We start from the raw sequence: 23020 nt of genomic DNA, 5'->3' as shown, positions 1-23020 counted from the left end.
TCAGAGGCCGCCGCCGAGGGTGACGCCGCCGTCGACGACCAGGGTCTGGCCGGTGATCCAGGCGGCGTCCTGGGAGAGCAGGAAGCAGGCGGCGCCGGCCACGTCCTCGGGGAGGCCGAGGCGGCCGAGGGGGTAGGCGCGGGCGACCTTCTCCTCGCGGCCCTCGTAGAGCGCCTCGGCGAACTTGGTCTTGACGACGGCGGGCGCCACCGCGTTGACCCGGACGCCGGGCCCGAGTTCGGAGGCGAGCTCCATGGTGAGGCGGATCAGCGCGGCCTTGGAGACCCCGTACATGCCGATGCCGTTGGAGGCCCGGATGCCCGCGATGGAGGCGACGTTGACGACGGCGCCGCCGTGCTCGGCCATCCAGGCGGCGTGGGCGCGGCGGGTCCAGGCCAGCGGGGCGAGCACGTTGACGGCGAGGATCTTCGCGGCGGCGGCCGGGTCGGTGTCCAGCAGCGGGCCGTAGACGGGGTTGATGCCGGTGTTGTTGACCAGCAGGTCGAGGCGGCCGTACGCGTCCAGGACGCGGGCGACGGCCTCGTCCTGGTGCGCCGGGTCGTCGGACTTGCCGGGGACGGCGATCGCGTGCCCGGGCCCGCCGAGGGCCGCGACGGCCTCGTCCAGGGTCTCCTTCGTGCGCGCGGTGAGGCAGACCCTCGCCCCGCGCCGGACCAGCTCGCGGGCGATGCCGAAGCCGATGCCCCGGCTCGCGCCGGTGACCACGGCCACCTTTCCCTCGAACGACACTGCCATCGCCGTACCTCGCCCCTCTTCGAACCCGATGTGACTAAGCGCTTGCTTAGCATCTTTGCGCCGGGCGACACTGTCAACCACCCGGCCCCGCCGGGCCGTCTGGGAGGATGATCCCCATGACCGACCCAGCGACCGCCGCACTCTGGCCCGGGGGCGGGGAGCGCGCCGAGGCCGCCCGGCGGCTGCTGCTGGCCGCCGTGGACTCCTTCGCCCGCCGCGGCTACCACGCCACCACCACCCGGGACATCGCCACCGCCGCCGGGATGAGCCCGGCCGCGCTGTACATCCACTACCCGTCGAAGGCGGCGCTGCTCGCCGAGATCTCCCGCACCGGCCACCGGGCCACCCTGGAGCTGGTGGAGCGGGCCGAGGCGGCCGGCGCCGACCCGGTGGAGCGGATGCGCGCCCTCGCCGAGTCGTTCACCGCCTGGCACGCGCGCGGCCACACCGTCGGCCGGATCGTCAACCACGAGCTGCACGCGCTGCCGGAGGAGGACTTCGCGGCCGTCGCCGAGCTGCGGATCCGGATCGAGGAGGCGGTGCTCCGGATCATCGCGGACGGGGTCGCCCGGGACCTGTTCCGCGTCCCGGACCAGCGCACGGCGGCCCGCGCGGTCACCTCGCTCGGCATCGACGTCTCGCGCTGGTACACCGAGCGCAGTAGCGAGACGCCGGAGGAGCTGGGGCGCCGGTACGGGCAGCTGGTGCTGCGGATGCTGGGCGCGCCGGACGAGCGGGTCGGCGACTGACCCGGCCCGCCCACTGGACCTCCAGCCCCCTTCCTGATTAGGTTAGCCTTACCTAAGCATGAAGGAGGCTCCTGGTGCTGCCCCAGCCCGCCCGCCGCCCGTCCGCCGCCGAACGCGCCCGCACCCTGCTGGAGTTCGCCTCCTCCGCGGTCCTGGACGTCCGCGGCGCCGACCTCGCCGCCCGCCCCGGCCTGCCCCCGCAGGTCGCCTGCGCGCCGCGACCGGACGGGACGGTGGCGGTCCTGGTCGGCCGCGAGTCCGCGCTCCACCGGATCACCGCGCTCGCCCGCGGCCCGCTCGCCGCCGAGCTCGACTGCGTGGACGTCGCCCCCGTCGCCGTCCCGCACCGCGTCCGCGGCCGGCTCCGGATCCGCGGCCTGCTCTCCCGCTCCCCCGCCGAGCGCCCCGCCGCGCTCTTCCCCCACCACCACGGCCACGACGGCGTCCTGCTCCGACTGGCACCCGAGCACCTCGCGCTGGACGACCTGTGGGGCTCCGAGTGCTGCGTCGACCCGGACGAGGTGGCCGCCGCGAGCGCCGACCCGGTCGCCGCGGAGGAGGCCGGCCTGCTCCAGCACCTGGCCACCGCCCACGCCGAACAGCTCCTGCTGCTCGGCGCGAGCGCCCTGGACCGCCCCGCCGGCCCGCCCCGCGGCTGGCCCGCCGACGAGCACCCGCACGAGGTCCGCCCGGTCGCCCTCGACCGCCACGGCCTGCGCGTGCGCCTGCTCGGCCCGCGCGGCGTGCTGGACGCCCGCTTCGACTTCCACCGCCCGATCGGCCACCCCGAGGAGCTGCCCGAGGCGATGCACCGGCTGTTCCTGCCGACCCTCACCCGCTGACCGCGCCGCACGCGCGAGGGCCGCGCGGCGGGTGCCGCGCGGCCCTCGTACCGCTCCGGGGTCCGGACCGGGCGCTCAGGACTCCCCGGCGCGGCGCCGGGTGGCCACCAGCGCGCCCGCGCCGAGCGCGACCGCGGCGGCGCCACCGACCGCGAGCGAGCCCAGCGGGGTGTCCACGCCGGTGGCGGCCAGCTGCCCGGCGGTGCCGCCCACGGCGGTCGTGGCCGTCGTGGCCGTCGTGGTGCCGGTGGTCGTGGCCGTGGTCAGCCCGGCCTGGGTGGCACCGGGCTGCTCGGCCTGCCCGCCCTGCCCGCCCTTCCCGGCGCCGTCCTGCGCGGCCTGCGCGGCCTTCGCGGCCTCCACGGCCGCCTTGTCCCGGGCCTGGGCCTCCTTGAGGCCGGTGCTCAGGAACGCGCGCAGCTCCTCCAGCGTGGCGCTGGTGAGCAGCACGTTCACGGCCTTCCGGACCTCGGGGCCGCCGGCCGCCATCGCCTGGGTGACCTGGATCTGGTAGTCGTCCATGAGGGCGACGGGCGCCTGCTTCAGGAACGCGGCGATCGTCGCGGGGTCGTCGCTCCTCAGCGCCGCGAGAGCCTTGGCCCGCAGCCCGGCGCTGAGCAGTGGGTCGGAGAGGAACTGTGCGAGCTTGACGCGGTTGTCCTCGGCGATCAGCGTCGGGACGGTGACGTTCAGGAAGTGCTCGATGGCCTGCGGGGTGCCGTCGTCGAGCGCCACCTGGGCCGCCTGCCAGATCGGCGTGCCCCGCCCGGCCTCGCTCATGGTCCGGACGGTCCGGATCTTGTTGTCGGTGGCGACGACCCCGCGCAGTTCGACGTCCAGGAAGTGCCGGATCTGCTCGGCGGTCCCGCCCTCGGCCTCCCGCACGGCCTCGTAGTAGTAGGTGTAGTGGCCCGGCTCGGCGAGCAGCGCCGCCAGGCGGGCCCGCAGCGCGGCCTCGTCCGGCGCCGGGGCGGCGGGGGTCTCGGCCGGGGGCTGCTCGGCGTCCGGGGCGGCGTCGGCGGCGGGGGTGTCCGGGGCGGACTGGCCGGTCGGGGTGGGCGGGGCGGTCTCGGCCATCGCCTGTGCGGTGCCGAAGACGGTGGGTGCGGAGACGGCCGCGACGAAGACGGCGGCGGCTATCGACCGACGGATGCTCAAGGATCCCCCAGGGGAAGGTGGTACGCGCGGGAGCCGCCGCCGTGGTCGGGCGTTCACACAGCGGCGGACGCGAGGGATCGTACCGGAACCTTCCACACCGTCATAACGGATTCTTTTCAGGCCCTTTGCCCGGCGAACGTCCGCTCCGGGCGGATCAGATCGCGGGCCCCAGCACGGAGAAGTGCCCGCCCTCCGCGTCGGCGAGGCGGGCGACGCGGCCGTAGGGGGAGTCGGCGGGGCCGTCGAGGACGCGGCCGCCGAGGCGGACGGCGTGCCGGGCGGCGGTGTCGGTGTCGGTCACGGTGAAGAAGACCTCCCAGTGCGGGGCGAGGTCCTTCGCGGCGCGCAGCGCGGCGACGCTGTGGTCCTCGGAGCGCAGGACGACGCGCTCGTGCTCGTAGCGGACCTCGAACCGGGCCGGGTCGCGGTCGTCCCAGCGGAAGACCTCGCCGTAGAAGAGGGCGGCGGCGAACGGGTCGGAGGTGCGCAGTTCGATCCAGGCGGGGGCGCCGGGGGCGGTGGGGCGGGGGGTGGCGGCGGGGCCGTCGCCCTGGGCGTCGCCCTCCCAGATGCCGAAGGTCGCGCCGAAGGGGTCGGCGGCGAGGGCGACCCGGCCGGCGTCGAAGGCGAGCGGGCCGACGGCGAGGGTGCCGCCGCGTTCGCGGACGCCGTCGGCGGCGCGGTCGGCGCTCTCGATGCCGAAGTAGGTGGTCCAGGCGACGGGGCGCTCCCAGTCGGTGGCGAGTTCGCTGAGTCCGGCGACCTCGACGCCGTCGACGACGGCGCGCAGGTAGCGGCCCCAGCGGTCCGGGCCGGGGACGAACTCCCAGCCGAGCAGCGGACCGTAGAAGTCCTGGGCGGCCGCGAGGCTGCGCGCGGTCAGGCCGACCCAGCACGGCACCGCGGGCACGCAGCGCACCGTGGCCGTTCGCTCCAGCATCCGCGGGCTCCCTTCGACGCTCGGCCGGCCGGGGCGGCCGGACCCGCCCCAGCCTAGGCCGCCGTCCGGCCCGACCCCGGCACCGCCTCGCGGGCGAATCGCACCCGGAGCGGGCGGGCGACCGGCGCGGTTCCCCCGGTCGGACGCGTGGCGGTGCCATGGTCGGGCAGGAGGGCGGACAAGGGGACGCCGTTGCGGAAGGACGTGGACATGGACACCGGGATCGTGATCGTCGGGGCGGGCCTGGCCGGGGCGAAGGCCGCCGAGGCGCTGCGCGCGGAGGGCTACCGGGGGCCGGTCACCCTGGTCGGCGACGAGGCCGAACGGCCCTACGAGCGGCCGCCGTTGTCCAAGGGGTACCTGCTGGGCAAGGAGGAGAAGGAAAAGGTCTACGTCCACCCGGCCGACTGGTACGAGCAGCACGAGGTGGAGCTGCGGACGGGCGCGGCGGCCACCTCGGTCGACCCGGGCGGGCACACCGTGACGCTGGCGGACGGGGAGCGGCTGCCGTTCTCGAAGCTGCTGCTGGCGACGGGTTCGGCGCCGCGCGCGCTGCCGGTGCCGGGCGGCGACGGCGACTTCGTGCGGACGCTGCGGCGGCTCGGCGACAGCGAGGGGCTGCGGGCGGCGTTCCGTCCCGGCGCCCGGGTGGTGATCGTCGGCGCGGGCTGGATCGGCCTGGAGGCGGCGGCCGCGGCCCGCACCGCCGGGGCGGAGGTGACGGTGCTGGAGGCGGCCGAGCTGCCGCTGCTGCGGGTGCTGGGCCGGGAGGCCGCGCAGGTCTTCGCCGACCTGCACCGGGCGCACGGCGTCGACCTGCGGTTCGGCGTCCGGGTCGAGGAGCTGCGGGCGGACGGGGTGCGGCTGGGCGACGGGAGCACCGTCCCGGCCGACGTGCTGCTGGTGGGCGTCGGGATCAGCCCGAACACGGCGCTGGCCGAGGCGGCGGGCCTGACCGTGGAGAACGGGGTGCGCACCGACCAGCACCTGGCCACCTCGCACCCGGACGTGTTCGCGACGGGCGACGTGGCGAACGCCTTCCACCCGCTGTTCGGCAAGCCGGTCCGGGTCGAGCACTGGGCGAACGCGCTGAACCAGCCGGCCGTGGCGGCCGCCTCGATGCTCGGCAAGGCGGCCGTGTACGACCGCGTCCCGTACTTCTTCACCGACCAGTACGACCTGGGGATGGAGTACACGGGCTACGCGGAGCCCGGCGGCTACGACCGGGTGGTGTTCCGGGGCGACGTCGCCGGGCGGGAGTTCGTCGCGTTCTGGCTGGCCGGCGGGAAGGTGCTGGCGGGCATGAACGTGAACGTCTGGGACGTCACCGACCCGATCCGCGAACTGGTCCGCTCCGGGCGGGCGGTGGACGCGGAGCGGCTGGCCGACCCGGCGGTGCCGCTCGACGAGGTGTGACCCCGCCGGGGGCCGCGGCCCGGGTCAGGTCACGTCGCGCCACATCAGCGGGGCCATCGGGTCGCCGGTGGGCCGGGTCACCTCGTCGTGGGCCTTGCCGAGCAGCTGCATGGCGAGGTCGTTGAGCGCGCGGGCCCCGGCCACCTCCTCGCCGACCCGCAGCTGCGGGCTGTCGTCGCGGTGCCGGGTGGAGCTGCCGTGCCCGCGCAGCTCGGTGCCGTCGGAGAGGCGGACCAGGGCGGCGGCCCTGGTCCGGTCGCCGTCCTCCTGGAACTCCATCTCGATGTGCCATCCGACCAGCGTCCTCATCATGGCCGCCACCTCCCGGGTGCGTGCGGGGCGTTCGGACCGGTCCTTCCAGGGTGCCCCGGAGCGGCCGGGGCGGCCATGCGGGGCCGGGGCCGGGGTCGAGGACCGGGTCAGCGGCGGTCGGGGCCGGACCGCTCGGGGTCGGTCGGCGGTCCGCCGGCGGGTTCGTCCGTCTCCGCGCAGGCTTCGCGGCCGGTCCCGGTGTGCACCACGCGCACCGGCCGGTGGGGGTCGTCCTGGTGGAGGACCCGCTGCGGTCGGCCGCAGCGCGGGCAGAGCAGGGGGAAGTCGTTCATCGCCGCTGTCCACGCGCCCCGCGGCGGGCGGCGCCCGGGCCCGCGTGGCCTCCTCACCCCTCCAGTGTGCCGCGCCGGCCCGCCGGACCGGGTTCGACCGGTCCGCCCGGGGGTACGTACGGCGCGGCCGGGGTGTGCACCGCTCGCGGCCACCGGAATAGTTCCGCTGGTGACGGGGTTGTGCCGGGCGAAGGGCCCGGACCGCGGGGCCAGGTACGCGAGAGGCAGGTGGCGATGATGAGCACGGTGGAACTGACCAAGGACAACTTCGACGAGGTGGTCCAGGGCGAGGACAACAAGGAGTTCGTCCTGATCGACTTCTGGGCGGCCTGGTGCGGCCCGTGCCGCCAGTTCGCCCCGGTCTTCGAGCGGGCGTCGGACAAGCACCCGGACATCACCTTCGCGAAGGTCGACACCGAGGCCCAGCAGGAGCTGGCCGCGGCGTTCGACATCCGGTCGATTCCGACCCTGGCGATCATCCGCGAGGGCGTCCTCGTCTTCGCCCAGCCCGGCGCCCTTCCCGAGGCCTCCCTGGAGGACCTGATCGGCCAGGCCCGGAAGCTCGACATGGCCGAGGTCCACGCCGGCGTGGCCGCCCAGAAGGCCACCCAGAACTGACCGCACCACCCCGCGCGGAAGGGGCGCCCGGCTCACCCCGGGCGCCCCTTCCGCGTGCCCGGCCCCCGCGCGCCCGCGACGGACGGCGGCCCGCCCGCTCCGGACGTGCGGAAGGCCCGCCGCGCGGGCGGGCCTCCGGTGGGCGGAGCGGGGCGGGGCTCAGGCGAGGGCGGCGGTCATCTCCCACTGGAGGAGTTCGGCGCCCTCCGGGCCGGCGGTGACGCGCTGGCCCTCGGCGCCGGTGATCCGCAGGGCGTCGCCCTGCCGGAGCAGGCCGGCGCCCTCGACGGCGGCCTCGCCGCGGGCGGCGTAGAGGTGGACGAACGGGGCGGTGGCGAGTTCGAGGGTCTCGTCGGGGCGCAGGCGGGCGACGTGCAGGGCGGCGTGCTTCTGCCGGATGCCGATCGCGCGCTGGTCGGCGTGCTTGCCCATGCCGGACGCGAGGGTGGTCCAACCGCCGCGGGCGAGCTGGTCGTTGATGTCGAGCTGCTCGTAGCCGGGGACGATGCCGGCGGTGTCGGGGATGGTCCACATCTGGACGAAGTGGACCGGGTCCCGGTGGGCGGGCTCGCCGGTGAGCGTCCAGGAGTCGTTCTTCTCGCTGTGCAGGATGCCGGTGCCGGCGCTCATCCGCTGGGCGAGGCCGGGGTAGACGACGCCGTTGTGGCCCTCGGAGTCCTGGTGGACCAGGCCGCCGTCGAGCACCCAGGTGATGATCTCCATGTCCCGGTGCGGGTGGGTGTCGAAGCCGGTGCCGGGGGCGACGGTGTCGTCGTTGGAGACCAGCAGCAGGCCGAAGTGGGTGTTGGCCGGGTCCCAGTGGTGCGAGAAGGAGAAGGAGTGCTTGGAGTCCAGCCAGCCGGCCCGGGTGTGGAAGCGCTCCTCGGCGCGGCGCAGGTCGATCGTGGATGCCATCGGGTCCTCCTCCGTCGGGGGCGGGACGCCCACCAGGTTGTTGAATGGTAAACCACTTGCGGGAGGCCGACATTCCCGGGCCGCGCCGCCCGCGTCGGCGGGTGGTTGTCAGTGGCGTGGGTCACACTGCTGCGAGACCTCGAACGACCGAGCCGGGTGGGCCAGGATGAACGACGAGCGGGACGACGTGCGGGACGACCGGGGCGGCCTGCTGGCCGTCGGCACCAAGAAGGGCCTGTTCCTGGGCCGCAGCCCGGACCGCGAGAAGTGGGAGTTCAGCGGCCCGCACTTCGCGATGAACGGGATCTACGCGGTCGGCATCGACCGCCGCGGCGGCCGGACCCGGCTGCTGGTCGGGGCGGACAGCAGCCACTGGGGGCCGACCGTGGCCTGGTCGGACGACCTGGGCGCGAGCTGGCAGCAGCCGGCGCGGCCCGCGCTGCGCTTCCCGGAGCGGACGGGCGCCTCGCTGGAGCGGGTGTGGCAGCTGCAGCCGGCCGGCGAGGAGGCACCGGGGGTGGTGTACGCGGGCACCGAGCCGGCCGCGCTGTTCCGCTCCGTCGACGGCGGCGAGAGCTTCGAGCTGGTCGACGCGCTCCGGGACCACCCGCAGCGCGAGCACTGGGGCGCGGGCTACGGCGGCCAGGGCCTGCACACGGTGATCACCGACCCGCGCGACCCGGCGGCGCTGCTGGTCGCGGTCTCCTCCGGCGGCGCCTACCGGAGCGCCGACGGCGGCGCGAGCTGGGCGCCGTCCAACACCGGCCTGCGCACCGACTTCCTGCCCGAGCGGTTCCCCGAGTTCGGCCAGTGCGTGCACAAGATCGCCCGGGACGCGGGCGACCCGGACCGCCTCTACCTGCAGAACCACGGCGGGGTCTACCGCAGCGACGACGCCGGGCGGTCCTGGCGGCCGATCGCCGACGGCCTGCCCGCCGACTTCGGCTTCGGCGTCGCCGCGCACCCGCACGACCCGGGCACCGCGTACCTGTTCCCGCTGGAGGCGGACGTCTCCCGGCTGCCGGTCGACCGCCGCTGCCGGGTCTTCCGGACCACCGACGCGGGCGGCAGCTGGCAGCCGCTGAGCACCGGTCTGCCCGCCGAGGAGCACTACGGCGTGGTGCTGCGCGACGCCCTGTGCACCGACGACGGCGATCCGGCGGGCGTCTACTTCGGCAACCGCAACGGCGAGGTCTACGGCTCCCCGGACGGCGGCGAGCACTGGTCACTGCTCACCTCCCACCTGCCGGACGTGCTGTGCGTCCGGGCGGCGGTGCTCTGACCGGCCGCCCGGCGGGGCTCAGGAGTCGGCGGCGCGCAGCCGGTCGCTGACCGCACCCAGGCTGTCGGCGAGGGCGGCGAGCTGGGCCGGGGTGAGGACGTCGATCAGGGCCTCGCGGACGGCGGCGACGTGGCCGGGGGCGGCCGCGCGCAGCGTCCGCCAGCCCTGGTCGGTGAGTTCGGCGAAGACGCCGCGCACGTCGCTCGGACAGGAGCGGCGGGCGACCAGGCCGGCCTTCTCCAGCTGGGTGACCTGGTAGGTGAGGCCGCTCTTGGAGGTGATCAGGCGGTCGGCCAGGTCGGTCATCCGGAGCGAGCCGCCGGGGGCGGCGGAGAGCTGCACCAGGATCTCGTACTGGGTGTGGGAGAGGCCCGCGTCCTCCTTGAGCTGGCGTTCGAGGCGGCGGGCGACCAGGTTGGTGGCGGCGACGAACCCGCGCCAGGCGGCCATCTCGGTCTCGTCGAGCCAGCGGGGTTCGTCCATGCCCCGCAGTCTACTCCGGTTGTTCAAATTCGAACTCGGGTGTACCTTCGGAGGCGCAAGGTTCAAATTTGAACTACGTGCCGACAGCAGGAGGACGGACCCATGAGCACCCCTACCACCGAGCGCATGCCCGCCCTCTACCTCTCGCACGGCGCGCCCCCGCTCGCCGACGACCCGGTCTGGCCGGGCCAGCTCGCCGCCTGGTCCGCCGACCTGCCCCGCCCGAAGGCGATCCTGATGGTCTCCGCGCACTGGGAGGAGGCCCCGCTGGCGATCGGCGCGGTCGACACCGTCCCGCTGGTGTACGACTTCTGGGGCTTCCCCGAGCACTACTACCGGGTGCGGTACGCCGCCCCCGGCGCCCCCGAGCTCGCCGCCTCCGTCCGCAAGCTGCTGAACGCCCCCGGCACCCCCGTCCAGGACGTGCCGGACCGCGGCCTCGACCACGGCGCGTACGTCCCGCTGGTCGAGATGTACCCCGACGCGGACATCCCCGTCCTGCAGGTCTCGCTGCCCACCCTCGACCCGCGCGAGCTGATGGAGATCGGCCGCAAGCTCGCCCCGCTGCGCGATGAGGGCGTGCTGATCGTCGGCTCCGGCTTCTTCACCCACAACCTGCGCGCCCTCTCCCCCGACGGCCGGATCACCTCCGTGATGGCCGAGTTCGACGACTGGGGCCGCCGCGCCCTGGAGGCCCGCGACCTCGACGCCCTCCTCGACTTCGAGCACAAGGCCCCCGCCGGCCGCCTCGCCCACCCCCGCACCGAGCACTTCGCCCCGCTCTTCGTCACCCTCGGCGCCGGCGAGGCCGACCTCGGCGAACAGCGCAGCGTCATCGACGGCTTCTGGATGGGCCTCGCCAAGCGCTCGATCCAGCTCGGCTGACCCCGGCCCCGGCCCCCGTCCGCCGTCTGCCACCCGGTGTGTTCGACAGCATGGGGGCGGGTGGGCCGGGGGGCGTTCAGGGGCCGCAGGTGAAGCGTTCGCCGTGGTGGGCGGGGTGTTCGAGCTCGTCGACCAGGACGGCCGCGAAGTCCGGCAGGGAGAGGGCGGAGAGGCCGTCCGGGGTCATGACCAGGGTGTCGGTGGCGAGGCGGTAGGTGCCGGTGCGCTCGCCGGGGACCAGGTTCCGCGGCGGGCTGAGCACCGTCCAGTCGAGGTCGCGGACGGTGCGCAGGTAGTCCAGCGCCCGGCCGTGCGCGCGCATCAGCTCGAACTGGCGGGGCGGCACCGACGGTTCGTCCCACAGCGGGGTGCCGGACGCGGTGGTCAGGCCGCCCGCGCTGCCCACCACCAGCAGGCGCGGGGCCGCGTCCGCGAGTCTGCGCAGCCCCGCGACCAGCGCGTGCGCGGCGGGCTCCACCAGCCGCCCCCGCCCCGGCCCGTCCCCGCCGCCGACCGCGCTCACCACCGCCTGCCGCCCCTCCGCGACCCGCGCCACGTCCGCCGGGTCCAGCACGTCACCGCGCTCCACGTCGATCGCCAGCCCCTGGTACTCCGCCGGCCGCCGCACCACCGCCGTCACCCGGTGCCCCCGCGCGATCGCCTCGGTCACCACGCACCGCCCGATCGCCCCGTTCGCCCCGATCACCGCGATCCGCATGCCCGACCAGCCTCGCTCTCCGCGCCACGACCCCGACGTGCCATCAGACCACGGGCGCGCCGCGGGACGCGGGAGGCGGCGGGCCCGCCGCTCGGGGCCGGGCGTCGGTGACCCCGGGGAGGCGGGTTCTCGGGGCTCCCGGCCGGAGTTCCGGTGCGCGGGCGTCCCGCCGGGGTAGGGGGCGGGCGACGACGGCAACGGAAGGGGGCCCGGATGGACGGGCTGGTCGCGGACCTACTCGCCGAAGGAGCGGAACTCGACGCGCTGGTGGCCGACGCGGGGCCGGCCGGCTTCGCGCGGGCGACCCCGGCGGTCGGCTGGACGGTGGCGCACCAGATCGCGCACCTGGCCTGGACGGACCGCTGGACGCTGCTCGCCGCCCGCGACCCGGACGGGTTCGCCCGGGCCCTGGAGCGGGCGTTCACGGCCGGGCCCGACGCGGTGGACCGGGGTGCGGCGGAGGGCGCCGGGGAGGACCCGGCGGCGCTGCTGGCCCGCTGGCGGGCGGGTCGGGCGGAGGTCGCGGCGGCGCTGGCGGCGGTGCCGCCCGAGGTGCGGCTGCCGTGGTTCGGACCGCCGATGAAGGCCCGGTCGATGCTGACCGCCCGCCTGATGGAGACCTGGGCGCACGGCCAGGACGTCGCGGACGCGCTCGGTGCCACCCGCACCCCGACCGCCCGCCTGCGGCACGTCGCGCACCTGGGCGTGCGGACCGTCGGCTTCGCCTTCGCCGCCCACGGCCGTCCCGTCCCGGACGCCCCGATCAGGTTCGAACTGCTCTCCCCCGACGGCGAGTCGTGGCACTGGGGCGCGGCCGACGCCACCGACCGGGTGAGCGGCCCGGCCCTGGACTTCTGCCTGCTGGTCACCCGGCGCCGCCACCCCGACGACCTCGCCCTGACCGTCACCGGCCCGACCGCCCACGCCTGGCTCCCGCTCGCCCAGGCCTTCGCCGGCCCGCCCGGCCCCGGCCCGGCCCGGCTGCGGGGCTGAGCGGGCCGCTACCGGCCGACGGTGGCGGCCAGTTCGGTCCGGGCCGCCGCCACCCGGCGCCGGACACCCCGGGCGCCGGGGGCCCCGGTCAGCTCCTCGGCCTCCCGGAGGATCCCGGCCGCGTCGTCCGGGCGGCCCTGCTGGGCGGCGAGGTGGGCCGGGCCGATCAGGTGGGCGGCCACGCCGGGGAGGAAGCCGAGCTCGCGGCGCAGCCGGGTCGACTCCTCCACCTGGGCGCGGGCCTCCTCCAGCCGGCCGGCCGCGTGGGCGGCGATGCCGAGGTGGCGGCGGGCGTAGGAGACGGTCAGCCGGTCGTCGGCCCGCCGTTCCAGGAAGCGGGCGTGCAGGCTCCGGCCGCGCGCCGGCGCGAGGTCCGCCTCCACCGCGTCGAGGTCGCGGTCGGCGGCTGACAGGGCGTCGGAATCTCCATCGAACACCGCCTGCTCGTAGTGGAGTTGGGCCTTGGCGGCGTGCGGGTCCGTGGTCATCCGGCGGTGCCGGCAACCGTGCGCGAACGGCTGCCGCGCGGTGCGGCGCACCGGGGATCGTGCGGTATTTGTCCTAGATTGCCCGACCATGGGAGAAACTCACGGCATCAGTCGCCGGTCGGTGCTCAGGACGGTCGCCACCGCCGGCCTCGTCTCGGTGGCGGGCACCGGAGCGGCAGTGGGCGGCGGAACGGTGGCGGCGGCTTCCGGCGGGCCGGTCTTCCCGCAGCCCGTGACCGTGCGGCGCCGGCCGGCGGTGGGGCGGGTGCCGTCGGTGCTGGAGCAGGTGCTGGACGTCCGGTACGCGGAGGTCGCGGTGCCGGGCCACGGCCGGGTCACCGTCCGGGCCTACAACGGCGCGCTGCCGGGGCCGACGCTGCGGGTCCGGGCCGGGGACACCCTGCTGCTCACCCACGTCAACGGCCTGCCGCCGAACCCCGACCGGGGCCACGGCGACCGTGGCGTCCACGCCTCCCGGGTGCCGCACCGTCCCAACAGCTTCAACCTGCACGCCCACGGGATGCACGTCTCCCCGTCCGGCCTCGCCGACAACGTGCTGCGCGAGTTCGCCCCGCGCGCCGCGCCCGGCGACCCGGAGCCGCGCTACCGCACGGTGCTGCACGTCCCGGCCGACCACCCGGCCGGGACGTACTGGTACCACCCGCACCTGCACGGTTCGACCGCCGAGCAGCTGGCCGGGGGCCTGGCGGGGGTGATCGTGGTGGAGGGGGACGTCGACGAGGTGCCGGAGGTGCGGGCCGCGGCGGACGTGGTGGTGTGCGTCAACGAGCTCAAGCTGCGGGACGGCCGGGTGCCGCCGTTCGACGCCGGGGGCTGGCTGACCGGGGTGCCGTCGGTGTTCACCGTGAACGGCGCGGTCAACCCGGTGCTGCCGCTGCGGCCGGGCGAGGTGCAGCGCTGGCGCCTGGTCGGGGCGACGGCGTTCACCGCGCTCACCCTCCGGCTCACCGGCCCGGACGGGCCGTCGACGGTGCACCGGATCGCCCAGGACGGCATCACGCTGCCCGCGCCCGTCCCCGCGCAGGTGCTGCCGCTGGCGATGGGCAACCGGATCGACCTGCTGGTCCGCGGCGGGGCCCCCGGCCGGTACGAGCTACGGGCCGACCGGGTGCCGGAGCCGCTGCTGACCGTCGAGGTGGCGGGCCCCCCGCACGACCCGCCGATGGCCCTGCCGCGCACCCTCCCGCCCGGCCGGCCGTTCCTCGACGAACGGGACGTCACCGGCCCCGACCGGGAGGTGCTCTTCCACGTCGACCCCGGCGTCTTCCCGCCGCCCTTCCCGGACGCCTTCCGGGTCCTGGGCACCCACCCCACCCCGGCCGCGCACCCCGACGGCGACCTCCACCACGACCCGGCGTACGGCCTGTACGACCCCGACCACGTCAACCACGTCCTCCCGCTGGGCCGCACCGAACGCTGGACGGTCCGCACCGGCGAGACCTCCCCCGGCTTCAACCACCCCTTCCACCTGCACACCAACCCCTTCCTGGTCACCCACCGCAACGGCCGCCGCCTCGACCCCCCGGTCTGGCACGACACCGTCGGCCTGGCCGGCGGCACGCCCGGCGACTCGGTCACCTTCCTGGTCCGCTACGAGGACTTCACCGGCCGCGCCATCGCCCACTGCCACCACCTGCACCACGAGGACCTCGGCATGATGCAGAACGTGCGCTACGTCGCCCCCTGAACCGGGGCCGATCCCCGCCGTGGCCGCCGGGCCCCTGCGGAAGCCCCCTCGTGCAGGGGGCTTCCGGCTGTTCCGGGCCGGTGCGCGGGTCCGGGTCAGCGGACGACGTCGAACACGTTCTTCTGCAGGCCGTTGGCGTAGGCCTCGTGCTCGACCAGCTTCAACTTCTGGGCGTCCTTGTCCGAGGTGCTGAACAGGCGCTTGCCGGCGCCGAGCAGCAGCGGGAAGACCAGCAGGTGGTAGCGGTCGATCAGTCCGGCGTCCGAGAGCGCCTGGTTCAGGGAGGCGCTGCCGTGGACGATGATCGGGCCGCCTTCGGTCTCCTTCAGCGCGGCGACCTCGTCGAGCGAGCGCAGGATCGTGGTCTCGCCCCAGTTGGTCACCAGGTCGTCGTCGGTGAGGGTGGTGGAGACGACGTACTTCGGCATCTCCTTGTAGTCGGCGAAGTCCGCCATGTCCGGCCACACCGGGCTGAACGCCTGGTAGCTGGTCCGGCCCAGCAGCATCGCCGTGGCTTCCCGCTGCTCGCGGCCCTTGATGTCGAACGCCTCGGGGAGGAAGTCGACGTGCTTGAAGGTCCAGCCGGAGTTGCGGTAGCCGGGCTCGCCGCCCGGGGCCTCCACGACGCCGTCGAGCGAGATGAAGGCCGTGCTGATCAGGGTGCGCATCTGTGGTTCCTGGTGTCTCGTGTCCTGCTTCCGGTGGTCGGATCGGTGGACGCCGCAGCCCGCGTTCGGCTGTGGCACACCATCCATGACCTACTGACGAACGATCATGAAGGAACTCATCGGTCCGCGCCCGGGTTTTCCGCGATCCTCGCGCGCTCGGTGATCGGCGGACCCGGTGCCGCGTCGGCGTGCCGATCCGGACACCGGGTTCGGCCTCACGGCTTCAGCGGGCGATCTCCTCGGCCCAGTCCGCCAGTCGGGCGAAGTGCTCCGGTCGCAGCCCGTACCGGCGGTCGATCTTCAGGGTGAGCGCCCGGCCCGGGTGGTTGGCGGCGATCCACTCGGTGTCCCGGGGTCCGATCTCGTCGTCCACCCAGGCGAAGGGCTGCTGGTCGGCCCAGCAGACCAGCTGCCGGGTCTTCCAGTGCAGCCCGTCCGGGTCCTCGTGGTTCATCGACTCCCAGTTCACGTAGGGGAGTTCGGGCAGGCCGAGGAGCGGCGCCAGGTGCTCGTCGGCCTCGTGCCGCCAGGCGGTCGCCCACACCAGGTCGTACGGCAGGGCGAGGAGCGACGGCCCGTGGGTGGGGTTGAGCCAGACCCGCAGCGGCTTCGGATCGGTCACGCCCTTGTCGAGCTGCCGCTGCCTCCACGTCTGCGAGGGCACCCGGTGGGTCCGGTAGCCGCGGGGGCGCAGGAAGCGGTCGAACGGGACTATCGGCCCGTCGACGTCCAGCATCAGCAGCGGACGGTGTGCCATGAACATCCCCCCAGTCGGTCGCTGCCGGATTCTCTCCCACTCCCGGCCCGCGCGGCCACCGCCCCGCACTCGGAACGGGCGGACGGACGGAGGGCTGAGCACCACGGACCACCCGGCCCGCACCGTCCCCGTCCGCCGGTCAGGAACGGCTCGGGTCCGCACCCACGCGAGGGGGCGTCACCGGGGTCGCCTGATCCGCCTCGACGGCCCTGGCGGCCTCGACCGCCTCCCGGAAGGTGACGACCGCCTCGCCGTTCTCCCGCGCCCAGGCGGTGAGCATCCTGATGGGCTCCTCCAGGGTTCGCCCGAGATCGGTCAGGCCGTACTCCACGCGCGGCGGCGCCTCGGCGTACGCGTGCCGCTCGACGAGCCCGTTGGCCTGGAGCCGGCGCAGCGTCTGGGTCAGCACCTTGCGCGAGATGCCACCGCTCAGCTCGACCAACTCGCCGTGGCGCAACGGGCCGTCGGTCAGGGCGAAGAGCGTGACCATGGACCACTTGCTGGCGATGATCTCCATGGCCAGCAGGGCCGGACAGTCGGCGAGGAAGACGGTTCCGGGTCGCAGGCTCATGCCCCGAAGGTTACCTGGAGGTTCCTGACGGCCGCCTATCGTCGTCGAGGTGCGCACGCTCCCTTATCCGCATCTCGGACGATTGAGGTTCCAGCCATGTTCGTCTCCCTCGCCGTCGTGACCGTGCTCATGTCGGTGCTTCTCCTGGTGTCGGCCGGGGCCAAGTCCCTGCGGACGCGGCACATCACCGAGCAGATGTCCACCCTCGGAGTGCCGCAGAGCATGATGGCCTTCCTGATCGGCGCTCAGATCGCGGGCGCGGCCGGTGTGATCGCCGGACTCCGGTGGGGCCCCCTCGGCATCGCCGCCGCGATCGGCCTGACGCTCTACTTCGCCGGGGCGGTCGCCTTCCACCTGCGCGTCGGCGACCGCAAGGGCGCGTCTCCGGCGGCGGTCCTCGCCGTGGCCTCCGTGGCCCTGATCGTGCTGCGCGCCGCCACCCTCTGACGGCGGACGGCCGCTCCGGCACCGGCGCCGACCGGAGGAGGAAGGGCGGCGCCGGTGGCCGTCCCGTCAGCGGCGACGCCGAGCCCTACCGGGAACGGAGCACCGTCGCGTGCCTGATCGCCGGGCTGGGGGCCCGGATCGAGGACCTCGCCAGGACCACGCCTCGACCGCGCCTCGATCACGACCGCGCACGCTCCCCCGGGGCGCTCTCACTGCGGCGTGAAGGGAATCAGGAACGCCACGGTGCCGCCGGCCAGCAGCAGGGGCAGTCCACCGGCGGTGAGGGCGCAGACCTTGAGCAGCACGGGGCCCCACGCCAGCTGCAAGGAGGCTCGCCAGGGCTTCTTCGGGTCGTAGGTGACCCGGATCCGCGGTCCGCGGTCCTTGCCCCGGTGGCTGCGCTCAACGCCGTCGGCGCCGGTGAACTCGTACCAGGCGGCCCCGTCCCCGGTTCTGAAGTCGAACGCGGCGGACACCGTGATCCCGCGGCGCCCCAGCGCGAGGTGGAGCAGTGTGTCGTGCGCCGCGACGAACAGCATGAGCAGGCCGATGGTGAGCGGCACCGCCCCGAGGACCACGAACACGACGTCCGGCCCGTGGGTGGCGCCGACCCAGACGGTGTACCCGAGGTACGGGAGGACGAGGGCGCCGATGATCGCCAGTCGCCGTCGTACCACCGGCTCCGGCTCGTCCTTCTCCGGCTGCTTCAGGGCAGTGACGGTGGTCCGGGCGCTCCCGGCCGGGTCCCGCAGCTCGGGCAGTGCGGCGGTCAGGGCGGTCACGAACGCGGTGGCGGCGGTCGCGTTGCCGCCGTCCACCCGGTGCACGACTCAGTCGGTGAGCACGATCTCGACGTGCCGCCCGCCGTCGGTCCGGGTCTCCTGGATCACTGCGAGCGGGATCTCGGTGCGGGAGCCGCGGTCGACCAGCCGAAGGCCGTCGGCGTCGAGGACCGTCTCGGCACCGGCGCCGAGAAGTACCTGCGCAGAGACCATGTGCATCCGCCCCCTGGGTGTGACGTGGTGTGATCCGTGCCGTGCCGTACCGTGCCGTTCCGGGAACCTACCGCGCCCCGGCGGGGTGTCGCGCCAGTGGCCCGGGAGTTCTCCCGGAGGCCCCGGCCCCTAGAGCTGTTCGAAGCGGAAGGTGCGGATGAAGCAGTCGCGGGGTTGGGAGAGCGCGAACAGCACGCAGTCCGTGACCGACTGCGCGGTCAGCGGGGTGGTGGCGGTGCGGGGGGCGGTGTGCCAGGAGGGTGCGAGGGGGTCGGCGTCGGTGAAGTCCGGGGGGTAGAGGGAGATGACCCGGATGCCCTCGGGGCGGAGGCGGGCGGAGAGGACGTCGGCGAAGCCGGACTGGGCGGCTTTGGCGGCGTAGAAGGCGGGATGGGAGTCGGAGCGGTGGTTGCGCGGTTCGGCGACGGCGGAGACCAGGTTGACGATGTCGGCGGCGGCGGAGGCGCGCAGCAGGGGGAGCAGGTGGCGGGTGACCAGGACGGTGCCGGTGGCGCCGGCGGCGATGGTGGCGGTGACGGCCTCGTCGTCGGCGTCCAGCAGGTCGGTTCCCGGCAGGTAGGGGGCGCCGTTGTTGACCAGGACGTCGATCCGGTCGGTGCGGGCGGCGACCTCGGCGGCGAAGGCCCGGACGGCGGCGGGGTCGGCCAGGTCGCAGGGCAGGCCCTCGGCGTCGGCGCCGCTGTCGGCGGCGACCTCGGCGGCGACCTTCCGGGCGCTCTCCTCGGTGCGGGCGGCCAGCAGCAGCCGGGCGCCGAGTCGTCCGGCCCGCAGGGCGAGTGCGCGGCCGGTGCCGCGGCCCGCGCCGGTGACGACCATGACGCGGTCGGTCAGTTCCATCCGGTGGCCTCCGTCGATGATGGTGTTCCTCCGGCGTGAAAGTACCGGTACGGACGGAGGGTTCGGGCTGCGGGGGTGGGTGCCCGGGCTTCGGGGGCGCGGACGCCCCGCCCTGGATCCGCCGGCCGCTGCTGGACCGGTACGGACCTGGCGGGGACGGTCGCCGAGGCGTCCTGGCTGTGCGGGCGGTTGGCCGAGTCGGGCATACCCGCCGAGACGCTGCCCGGCGACCCCGCCGAGGACGCCGACTGGCCGTGGACGCTGCTCGGATGAGCGGGGCGGAGCGGACGCCCACCTGGCCGAGGGCCCGTGCGTCCGCTTCCCCACCAAGCAGGGCCCGTACGGGAGTTGAGCTCCGTCCTGCCGGGTGGTGGTCAGTCCCGGCGGGCGTCGGGGCGGCGGTCGCGGGTGGTGCGGCTGAACTCGCCGGTGCCGACGCGGGCGGCGAGGGTGTCGTCGGGGCCGGAGAGCAGGGAGCCGTAGCCGGTGGCGGCCCAGAGGCTGCGGGTGGCGGGGACTTCGAAGTACGGGACGGTGCGGCCCTCGTCGCGGACGGCGAGCACCTGCGGGGAGCGGCGGGCCTTGAGGGCCTGGCCGCAGTCCTCGCAGACGGCGACGTCGACGCGTTCGCGGCGGCCGACGGGCCGCCAGGTGGTGCGGCGGGCGGCGGTGCCGTGCCGGGGGTCGAAGAAGCAGAGCGGCAGCCGGGTTCCGGTGGCGAGCGCGGCGCGCCCCTCGGCGGCGAGGGCGAGGACGCCGGCCAGGTCGGCGAGGCCGTCGGCGGCGTCGAGGACCCGGCCGGCCGCGTCGTAGGCGTCCAGGGCGCGGCCGAGGCCGGGGGTGGTGGCGCCGTCGGCGCCGTCCAGGGCTTCGCCGAGGGCGAGCACCTCGGCGGTGGCCTGGCGGCGCAGTCCGGCTTCGTCGGCGGCCCGGTCGGCGGCGAACACCGCGTCCGGGAAGGTGAACGCGGTGTGCCGGGGGCGGCGGCGGGCGCGGACCAGCAGACCGCCGCCGACGGCCAGCGCGAGCACCAGGACGGCGGCGATCGCGAACGGGCCGCCGGTGGAGGAGGTCCGCTCGGCGCCGGTGCCGTAGTCGCTCTGCGGGCGGGCCGAGCGCTCGCGGTCGAGGCGGTCGGACTCGGCCTTGAACACCTCGGTGCCCTTGCCGGTGCTGATCAGCTCGATCGCCCGACCGACCTTGGCGGCGAGTCCGGCGTCCTTGAGTTCCTTGATCATGCTGACCGCGTTCGCGGAGTCGCGGGCCTGGTGGGTGTTGTCGGCCGGCCACTCGTAGCCGTTGAGCCAGCTGCCGTAGTCGTCGCTGGTGATCATGATGAGCGGGTTCTGGCCGAGCCGCTCCTGCACCACGGCGGCCATCGCCTTGGCGTCGCCGCCGAAGGCGTCGCCCTTCTGCAGCGGCACCAGGACGACCTTGATCGGCAGGCCGGTGGCGGCGATCTGCGCGCCGATCCGCTGCTGCTGGTCGGGGGTGACGGCGGCGGCGTAGCCGGGGTCGACGTACACGGGGGCGGTCCGCAGCGCCTCGGCGATGCTCGCGCCGGTCGCCGTGCTGACCGGGCCGTCGGCGGCGCGGGCGACCGGGGCGCCGAGGCCGAGGCCCGCGCCGGCGCCGGTGCTCAGGCCGACGCCGAGCAGGGCGGCGCAGACCAGCAGCAGCACGGCCGGGCGGCGCCGGAACCCGGCGCGGACGGTGGTGGGACGGTCACTGGACACTGGCGGACTCCCTGGCCCTGAGGACAAGTGCGTCGAGGCCGTCGAGCGCGGCGGGCAGGACCTGCCCGGCCTCGTGCCAGACGCTGCTGGTGCGGCCGTCCGGGTCGGGTACCCGCAGCAGGCGCTGGTCGGCCGCGAGGCGCCGGGCGGTCCGGTCGGCGGTGGGACGGTCGGCGCCGGCGCTCCGGAAGGACTCCCGGCACGAGGGGCAGATCCGGGCGGCCCGGGGACCGAGGCCGAGGTCGGCGAACCAGGTCGGCACCCGGCCGCCGGTCGCGGCGCCGTGCAGCGGGTTGGCGCGGCACAGCTGCCGCTCCGAGCGGCCCGCGAGGGCGGCGTGCCCGGCCTGGGCGAGGACGACGGCGGCGGCCAGGTCGGCCGGGTCGGCGTCCTTCGTCCCGCGTGCGCCGCGTGCCCCGCGTGCGCCCCCGCCCCCGCCTTCGCCTTCGCCGAGCAGCAGTCCGGCGGCGTCCAGGCAGTCCCAGGCGCGGGCCCGGCCGGGTGCGTCCTGCGCGGCGTCGGCGAGCCGGGTGGCGAGGGTGCGGACGTCCTCGGCGGCCCAGGCGCGCAGCTGGCGGACGGTGGGGTCGGCGGAGGTGCGCCGGGGGACGTCCGAGCCGGTCGCCGCGGCGGTGGTGGACGTCGCGGCGGTGGCGGACACGGCTGCCGCGACGGCGTGCCGGACCCGGCCGGCCCGGACGGCGGCGTAGCCGGCCCAGCCGACCAGGGTCAGGACGCCGAGCAGCAGGCCGCCGAGCAGGGTGCCGGGCACGAAGTCGTCGTCGTAGAGCGGCGGCAGCGCGTTGCCGCGCAGCTCGGGCAGTTCGGTGCCGGCGCCGGTGTCGCCCTCCCGGCCGGTGGGCCGGGCGGCGGCCACGGTGTCCAGGACCCGGTTCAGCCGGTCCGGGATCCGCAGGTCGTCGGCTCCGCCCTCGCGTTCGGGGTAGCGCAGGTCGGCGCGCCGGAACCGGGACTCGACGTCGGTCGCGGCGGTGCGGAACTCGGCGAGTTCGAAGTAGCCGCCGACCGGGTCGACCTGCACGTACACGCCGTCCAGGCCGGTGCGCTGGCGCACCTGGGCGAGCAGCCGGGAGCCGTCGCCGGTGCTCTCGTCGTCGCCGTTGGAGCCGGTGAAGAGCAGGAACACCGGCGTGGTGGCGGCGAGTTCGGCCGTCCGCTGCCGGACGGCCGCCAGTTGGGCGGGGGTCAGCACGGTCGGGGCGGCGGCGTCCTGGTAGACGCCGCCGGCGGTGAGCGCGGCGGCGGCCTCCTCGGTGCGGGCCGCCAGGTCGGCCGGGGTGACGTCCAGGTCGGGGCCGTCGACGCGCTGCGGGAAGACCTGCGGCGCGGCCAGCAGCACGCCGACCGCGGCGGCGGCGGTGGCCGCCAGCGTCACCGCCAGCACGCCGGGGCGCCAGCCGGGGACGGCGGCCGTCGCCCTGCCCCCCTTCGCCTTGCTCGCCTTGTTCGGCTTGTTCGGCTTCGGGCCGGGCTGCTTGCCCAGCGGGACGGTCCGGCGCGGCGCGGAGGCGGTCCGCGGCGGGCCGGTGCGGCGGCGGGCGAGGAACAGGCCGAGGACCAGCAGCAGGCCGGGGCCGACCACCACGGCCAGGCCGATCAGCAGGTTCTGGTTCTGCCGGTCGGTGGAGGAGATGTACCGCTCGGGCAGGTCGCCGTCGTCGTGCCGCTCGACCTCCCGGGCCTGGGCGGCGGCCTGGTCCGGGCCGAGGAGGACCTTCTCGGCGAAGGCCTCGAACTGGGCCAGCCGGCCGGCGTCGTACGGGACGGTGTGGCGGGCGATCCGCTCGGCGTCGTCGACGGGGAGGTCGACGCCGAAGCCGGTGGCGGTCACCCCGTACCGCTCGACCAGCACGTAGAGGCCGTCCGCGCCCAGCCGGTCGTGCACCTGGGCGAGCAGCGCGGCGTCGCCGTCGGGCAGCACGAGCACGTAGGTGGGCACGCCGATCCGGGAGGCGACCTCGGCGAAGCGCGGGGCGAGCGAGCGCGGCACCTCGCGCGGCAGGTCGACGGAGACGTAGACCGGGTCCTGGCGCAGCGCGGCGGCGAGGCGCTCGGCCTGCGTGGCGTCGTCGGGGAGTCGGGCCGGCGCGGACGGTGCGGCGCTCGCGGACGGTGCGGTACTCGCGGACGGCGTCGGGTCGGCCGCGGCCTGCGGGGCGGCGGCGAACAGCACCAGCGCGGCGAGGGCGGCGAGGGCGGCGGCCGACGCCGGGCGTCCGCGTCCGCCCGCCCGCCCGCGCGCCCGTCCGCGCGGCCGTGTCCGTTCCTGTATCCGCATCGGTGTCTCCCGGGTGGTCCGGCCGGTCACTTTACCCGCGCTTTGTCAGGACGCGGACCGGCGTCCGCGGGTTCCGGGTGGTTGGATCGGGGCGGCCGCGTCGCCACGGGCGCCGCCGGACGGAGGGACGAGG

27 protein-coding genes are annotated in these 23020 nt (G+C 75.6%); 10 read left to right on the top strand and 17 right to left on the bottom strand.

Features of this window, described 5'->3' with window-relative positions; genetic code table 11:
• The gene (locus ACZ3J7_RS03675; protein WP_465616422.1) at positions 1-756 is read right to left on the bottom strand and encodes an SDR family oxidoreductase; all 756 of its coding nucleotides are present in this window, start codon (positions 754-756) and stop codon (positions 1-3) included.
• A 116-nt stretch (positions 757-872) separates the two neighbouring features.
• Here ACZ3J7_RS03675 and ACZ3J7_RS03670 point away from each other — a divergent pair, with 116 nt between their 5' ends.
• Together ACZ3J7_RS03670 and ACZ3J7_RS03665 are read left to right on the top strand one after the other, a co-directional pair.
• A complete protein-coding gene (locus ACZ3J7_RS03670) occupies positions 873-1505 on the top strand; it encodes a TetR/AcrR family transcriptional regulator (protein ID WP_465616420.1) in 633 nt (210 codons plus the stop codon).
• A 74-nt stretch (positions 1506-1579) separates the two neighbouring features.
• The gene (locus ACZ3J7_RS03665) at positions 1580-2347 is read left to right on the top strand and encodes a DUF2470 domain-containing protein (RefSeq protein WP_465616418.1); all 768 of its coding nucleotides are present in this window, start codon (positions 1580-1582) and stop codon (positions 2345-2347) included.
• 75 nt (positions 2348-2422) lie between these two features.
• Here the strand turns inward: ACZ3J7_RS03665 and ACZ3J7_RS03660 are convergent, their stop codons facing one another.
• A complete protein-coding gene (locus ACZ3J7_RS03660; protein ID WP_465616416.1) occupies positions 2423-3505 on the bottom strand; it encodes an ALF repeat-containing protein in 1083 nt (360 codons plus the stop codon).
• 154 nt (positions 3506-3659) lie between these two features.
• Positions 3660-4445: a VOC family protein gene (locus ACZ3J7_RS03655; protein ID WP_465616414.1), complete on the bottom strand. Its 786-nt coding sequence runs from the start codon at positions 4443-4445 to the stop codon at positions 3660-3662.
• A 210-nt stretch (positions 4446-4655) separates the two neighbouring features.
• On the opposite strand from ACZ3J7_RS03655, the gene ACZ3J7_RS03650 reads away from it, so the two are divergent.
• Positions 4656-5861 (top strand): NAD(P)/FAD-dependent oxidoreductase, encoded by a 1206-nt coding sequence (locus ACZ3J7_RS03650; RefSeq protein ID WP_465616413.1) that lies wholly within the window; start codon positions 4656-4658, stop codon positions 5859-5861.
• 24 nt (positions 5862-5885) lie between these two features.
• On the opposite strand, the gene ACZ3J7_RS03645 is transcribed toward ACZ3J7_RS03650, so the two are convergent.
• Both ACZ3J7_RS03645 and ACZ3J7_RS03640 read right to left on the bottom strand, forming a co-directional pair.
• The gene (locus ACZ3J7_RS03645) at positions 5886-6173 is read right to left on the bottom strand and encodes a DUF1876 domain-containing protein (protein WP_465616412.1); all 288 of its coding nucleotides are present in this window, start codon (positions 6171-6173) and stop codon (positions 5886-5888) included.
• A 107-nt stretch (positions 6174-6280) separates the two neighbouring features.
• Entirely contained in the window at positions 6281-6466 is a 186-nt protein-coding gene (locus ACZ3J7_RS03640; RefSeq protein WP_465616411.1) for a hypothetical protein, read from the bottom strand.
• Between the two features lie 228 nt (positions 6467-6694).
• Here ACZ3J7_RS03640 and trxA point away from each other — a divergent pair, with 228 nt between their 5' ends.
• Positions 6695-7084, top strand: coding sequence for a thioredoxin (gene trxA / locus ACZ3J7_RS03635; protein ID WP_465616409.1), 390 nt, complete (start codon positions 6695-6697; stop codon positions 7082-7084).
• Between the two features lie 159 nt (positions 7085-7243).
• Here trxA and ACZ3J7_RS03630 read toward each other — a convergent pair whose 3' ends face one another.
• On the bottom strand, positions 7244-7999 hold the full coding sequence (locus tag ACZ3J7_RS03630; protein WP_465616407.1) for a pirin family protein: 756 nt from the start codon (positions 7997-7999) through the stop codon (positions 7244-7246).
• A 166-nt stretch (positions 8000-8165) separates the two neighbouring features.
• On the opposite strand from ACZ3J7_RS03630, the gene ACZ3J7_RS03625 reads away from it, so the two are divergent.
• Positions 8166-9281 carry a WD40/YVTN/BNR-like repeat-containing protein gene (locus tag ACZ3J7_RS03625; protein ID WP_465616405.1) on the top strand — a complete coding sequence of 372 codons (1116 nt, stop codon included), beginning with the start codon at positions 8166-8168 and terminating at the stop codon, positions 9279-9281.
• Positions 9282-9299: 18 nt separating this feature from the next.
• Here the strand turns inward: ACZ3J7_RS03625 and ACZ3J7_RS03620 are convergent, their stop codons facing one another.
• The gene (locus tag ACZ3J7_RS03620; RefSeq protein WP_465616403.1) at positions 9300-9764 is read right to left on the bottom strand and encodes a MarR family winged helix-turn-helix transcriptional regulator; all 465 of its coding nucleotides are present in this window, start codon (positions 9762-9764) and stop codon (positions 9300-9302) included.
• A gap of 102 nt (positions 9765-9866) precedes the next feature.
• Here ACZ3J7_RS03620 and ACZ3J7_RS03615 point away from each other — a divergent pair, with 102 nt between their 5' ends.
• Positions 9867-10649: a dioxygenase family protein gene (locus tag ACZ3J7_RS03615; RefSeq protein WP_465616400.1), complete on the top strand. Its 783-nt coding sequence runs from the start codon at positions 9867-9869 to the stop codon at positions 10647-10649.
• Between the two features lie 76 nt (positions 10650-10725).
• Here the strand turns inward: ACZ3J7_RS03615 and ACZ3J7_RS03610 are convergent, their stop codons facing one another.
• Positions 10726-11367, bottom strand: coding sequence for an NAD(P)-dependent oxidoreductase (locus ACZ3J7_RS03610; RefSeq protein ID WP_465616398.1), 642 nt, complete (start codon positions 11365-11367; stop codon positions 10726-10728).
• Positions 11368-11580: 213 nt separating this feature from the next.
• Between ACZ3J7_RS03610 and ACZ3J7_RS03605 the strand changes: the two genes are divergently transcribed.
• Positions 11581-12360: a TIGR03084 family metal-binding protein gene (locus ACZ3J7_RS03605; protein WP_465616396.1), complete on the top strand. Its 780-nt coding sequence runs from the start codon at positions 11581-11583 to the stop codon at positions 12358-12360.
• 8 nt (positions 12361-12368) lie between these two features.
• On the opposite strand, the gene ACZ3J7_RS03600 is transcribed toward ACZ3J7_RS03605, so the two are convergent.
• Positions 12369-12848: a hypothetical protein gene (locus ACZ3J7_RS03600; protein WP_465616394.1), complete on the bottom strand. Its 480-nt coding sequence runs from the start codon at positions 12846-12848 to the stop codon at positions 12369-12371.
• A gap of 88 nt (positions 12849-12936) precedes the next feature.
• Here ACZ3J7_RS03600 and ACZ3J7_RS03595 point away from each other — a divergent pair, with 88 nt between their 5' ends.
• On the top strand, positions 12937-14556 hold the full coding sequence (locus ACZ3J7_RS03595; protein WP_465616392.1) for a multicopper oxidase family protein: 1620 nt from the start codon (positions 12937-12939) through the stop codon (positions 14554-14556).
• Between the two features lie 95 nt (positions 14557-14651).
• Here ACZ3J7_RS03595 and ACZ3J7_RS03590 read toward each other — a convergent pair whose 3' ends face one another.
• The 3 genes from ACZ3J7_RS03590 to ACZ3J7_RS03580 form a co-directional block, all read right to left on the bottom strand.
• The gene (locus ACZ3J7_RS03590; RefSeq protein ID WP_465616390.1) at positions 14652-15224 is read right to left on the bottom strand and encodes a dihydrofolate reductase family protein; all 573 of its coding nucleotides are present in this window, start codon (positions 15222-15224) and stop codon (positions 14652-14654) included.
• 223 nt (positions 15225-15447) lie between these two features.
• The gene (locus tag ACZ3J7_RS03585) at positions 15448-15981 is read right to left on the bottom strand and encodes a hypothetical protein (RefSeq protein WP_465616388.1); all 534 of its coding nucleotides are present in this window, start codon (positions 15979-15981) and stop codon (positions 15448-15450) included.
• 139 nt (positions 15982-16120) lie between these two features.
• On the bottom strand, positions 16121-16552 hold the full coding sequence (locus ACZ3J7_RS03580; protein WP_465616386.1) for a winged helix-turn-helix transcriptional regulator: 432 nt from the start codon (positions 16550-16552) through the stop codon (positions 16121-16123).
• Positions 16553-16648: 96 nt separating this feature from the next.
• Between ACZ3J7_RS03580 and ACZ3J7_RS03575 the strand changes: the two genes are divergently transcribed.
• Positions 16649-16999 (top strand): DoxX family protein, encoded by a 351-nt coding sequence (locus tag ACZ3J7_RS03575; protein ID WP_465616384.1) that lies wholly within the window; start codon positions 16649-16651, stop codon positions 16997-16999.
• A 209-nt stretch (positions 17000-17208) separates the two neighbouring features.
• Here ACZ3J7_RS03575 and ACZ3J7_RS03570 read toward each other — a convergent pair whose 3' ends face one another.
• The 3 genes from ACZ3J7_RS03570 to ACZ3J7_RS03560 form a co-directional block, all read right to left on the bottom strand.
• Positions 17209-17826 carry a hypothetical protein gene (locus ACZ3J7_RS03570; RefSeq protein ID WP_465616383.1) on the bottom strand — a complete coding sequence of 206 codons (618 nt, stop codon included), beginning with the start codon at positions 17824-17826 and terminating at the stop codon, positions 17209-17211.
• A gap of 3 nt (positions 17827-17829) precedes the next feature.
• Positions 17830-17994 (bottom strand): hypothetical protein, encoded by a 165-nt coding sequence (locus tag ACZ3J7_RS03565; protein WP_465616382.1) that lies wholly within the window; start codon positions 17992-17994, stop codon positions 17830-17832.
• A gap of 129 nt (positions 17995-18123) precedes the next feature.
• Entirely contained in the window at positions 18124-18852 is a 729-nt protein-coding gene (locus tag ACZ3J7_RS03560) for an SDR family oxidoreductase (protein WP_465616381.1), read from the bottom strand.
• A 75-nt stretch (positions 18853-18927) separates the two neighbouring features.
• Here ACZ3J7_RS03560 and ACZ3J7_RS03555 point away from each other — a divergent pair, with 75 nt between their 5' ends.
• Positions 18928-19125, top strand: a complete 198-nt coding sequence (locus ACZ3J7_RS03555) for a hypothetical protein (protein WP_465616380.1) — start codon at positions 18928-18930, stop codon at positions 19123-19125.
• 101 nt (positions 19126-19226) lie between these two features.
• On the opposite strand, the gene ACZ3J7_RS03550 is transcribed toward ACZ3J7_RS03555, so the two are convergent.
• Both ACZ3J7_RS03550 and ACZ3J7_RS03545 read right to left on the bottom strand, forming a co-directional pair.
• The gene (locus tag ACZ3J7_RS03550) at positions 19227-20588 is read right to left on the bottom strand and encodes a hypothetical protein (RefSeq protein WP_465616378.1); all 1362 of its coding nucleotides are present in this window, start codon (positions 20586-20588) and stop codon (positions 19227-19229) included.
• Positions 20578-22887, bottom strand: coding sequence for a hypothetical protein (locus ACZ3J7_RS03545; RefSeq protein ID WP_465616376.1), 2310 nt, complete (start codon positions 22885-22887; stop codon positions 20578-20580). The genes ACZ3J7_RS03550 and ACZ3J7_RS03545 overlap by 11 nt, the downstream gene beginning before the upstream one ends.
• Positions 22888-23020 lie beyond the last annotated feature (133 nt).

The organism is Kitasatospora sp. NPDC015121 (genome assembly GCF_055562955.1).
This window is presented reverse-complemented; position numbering and strand designations above follow the sequence as displayed.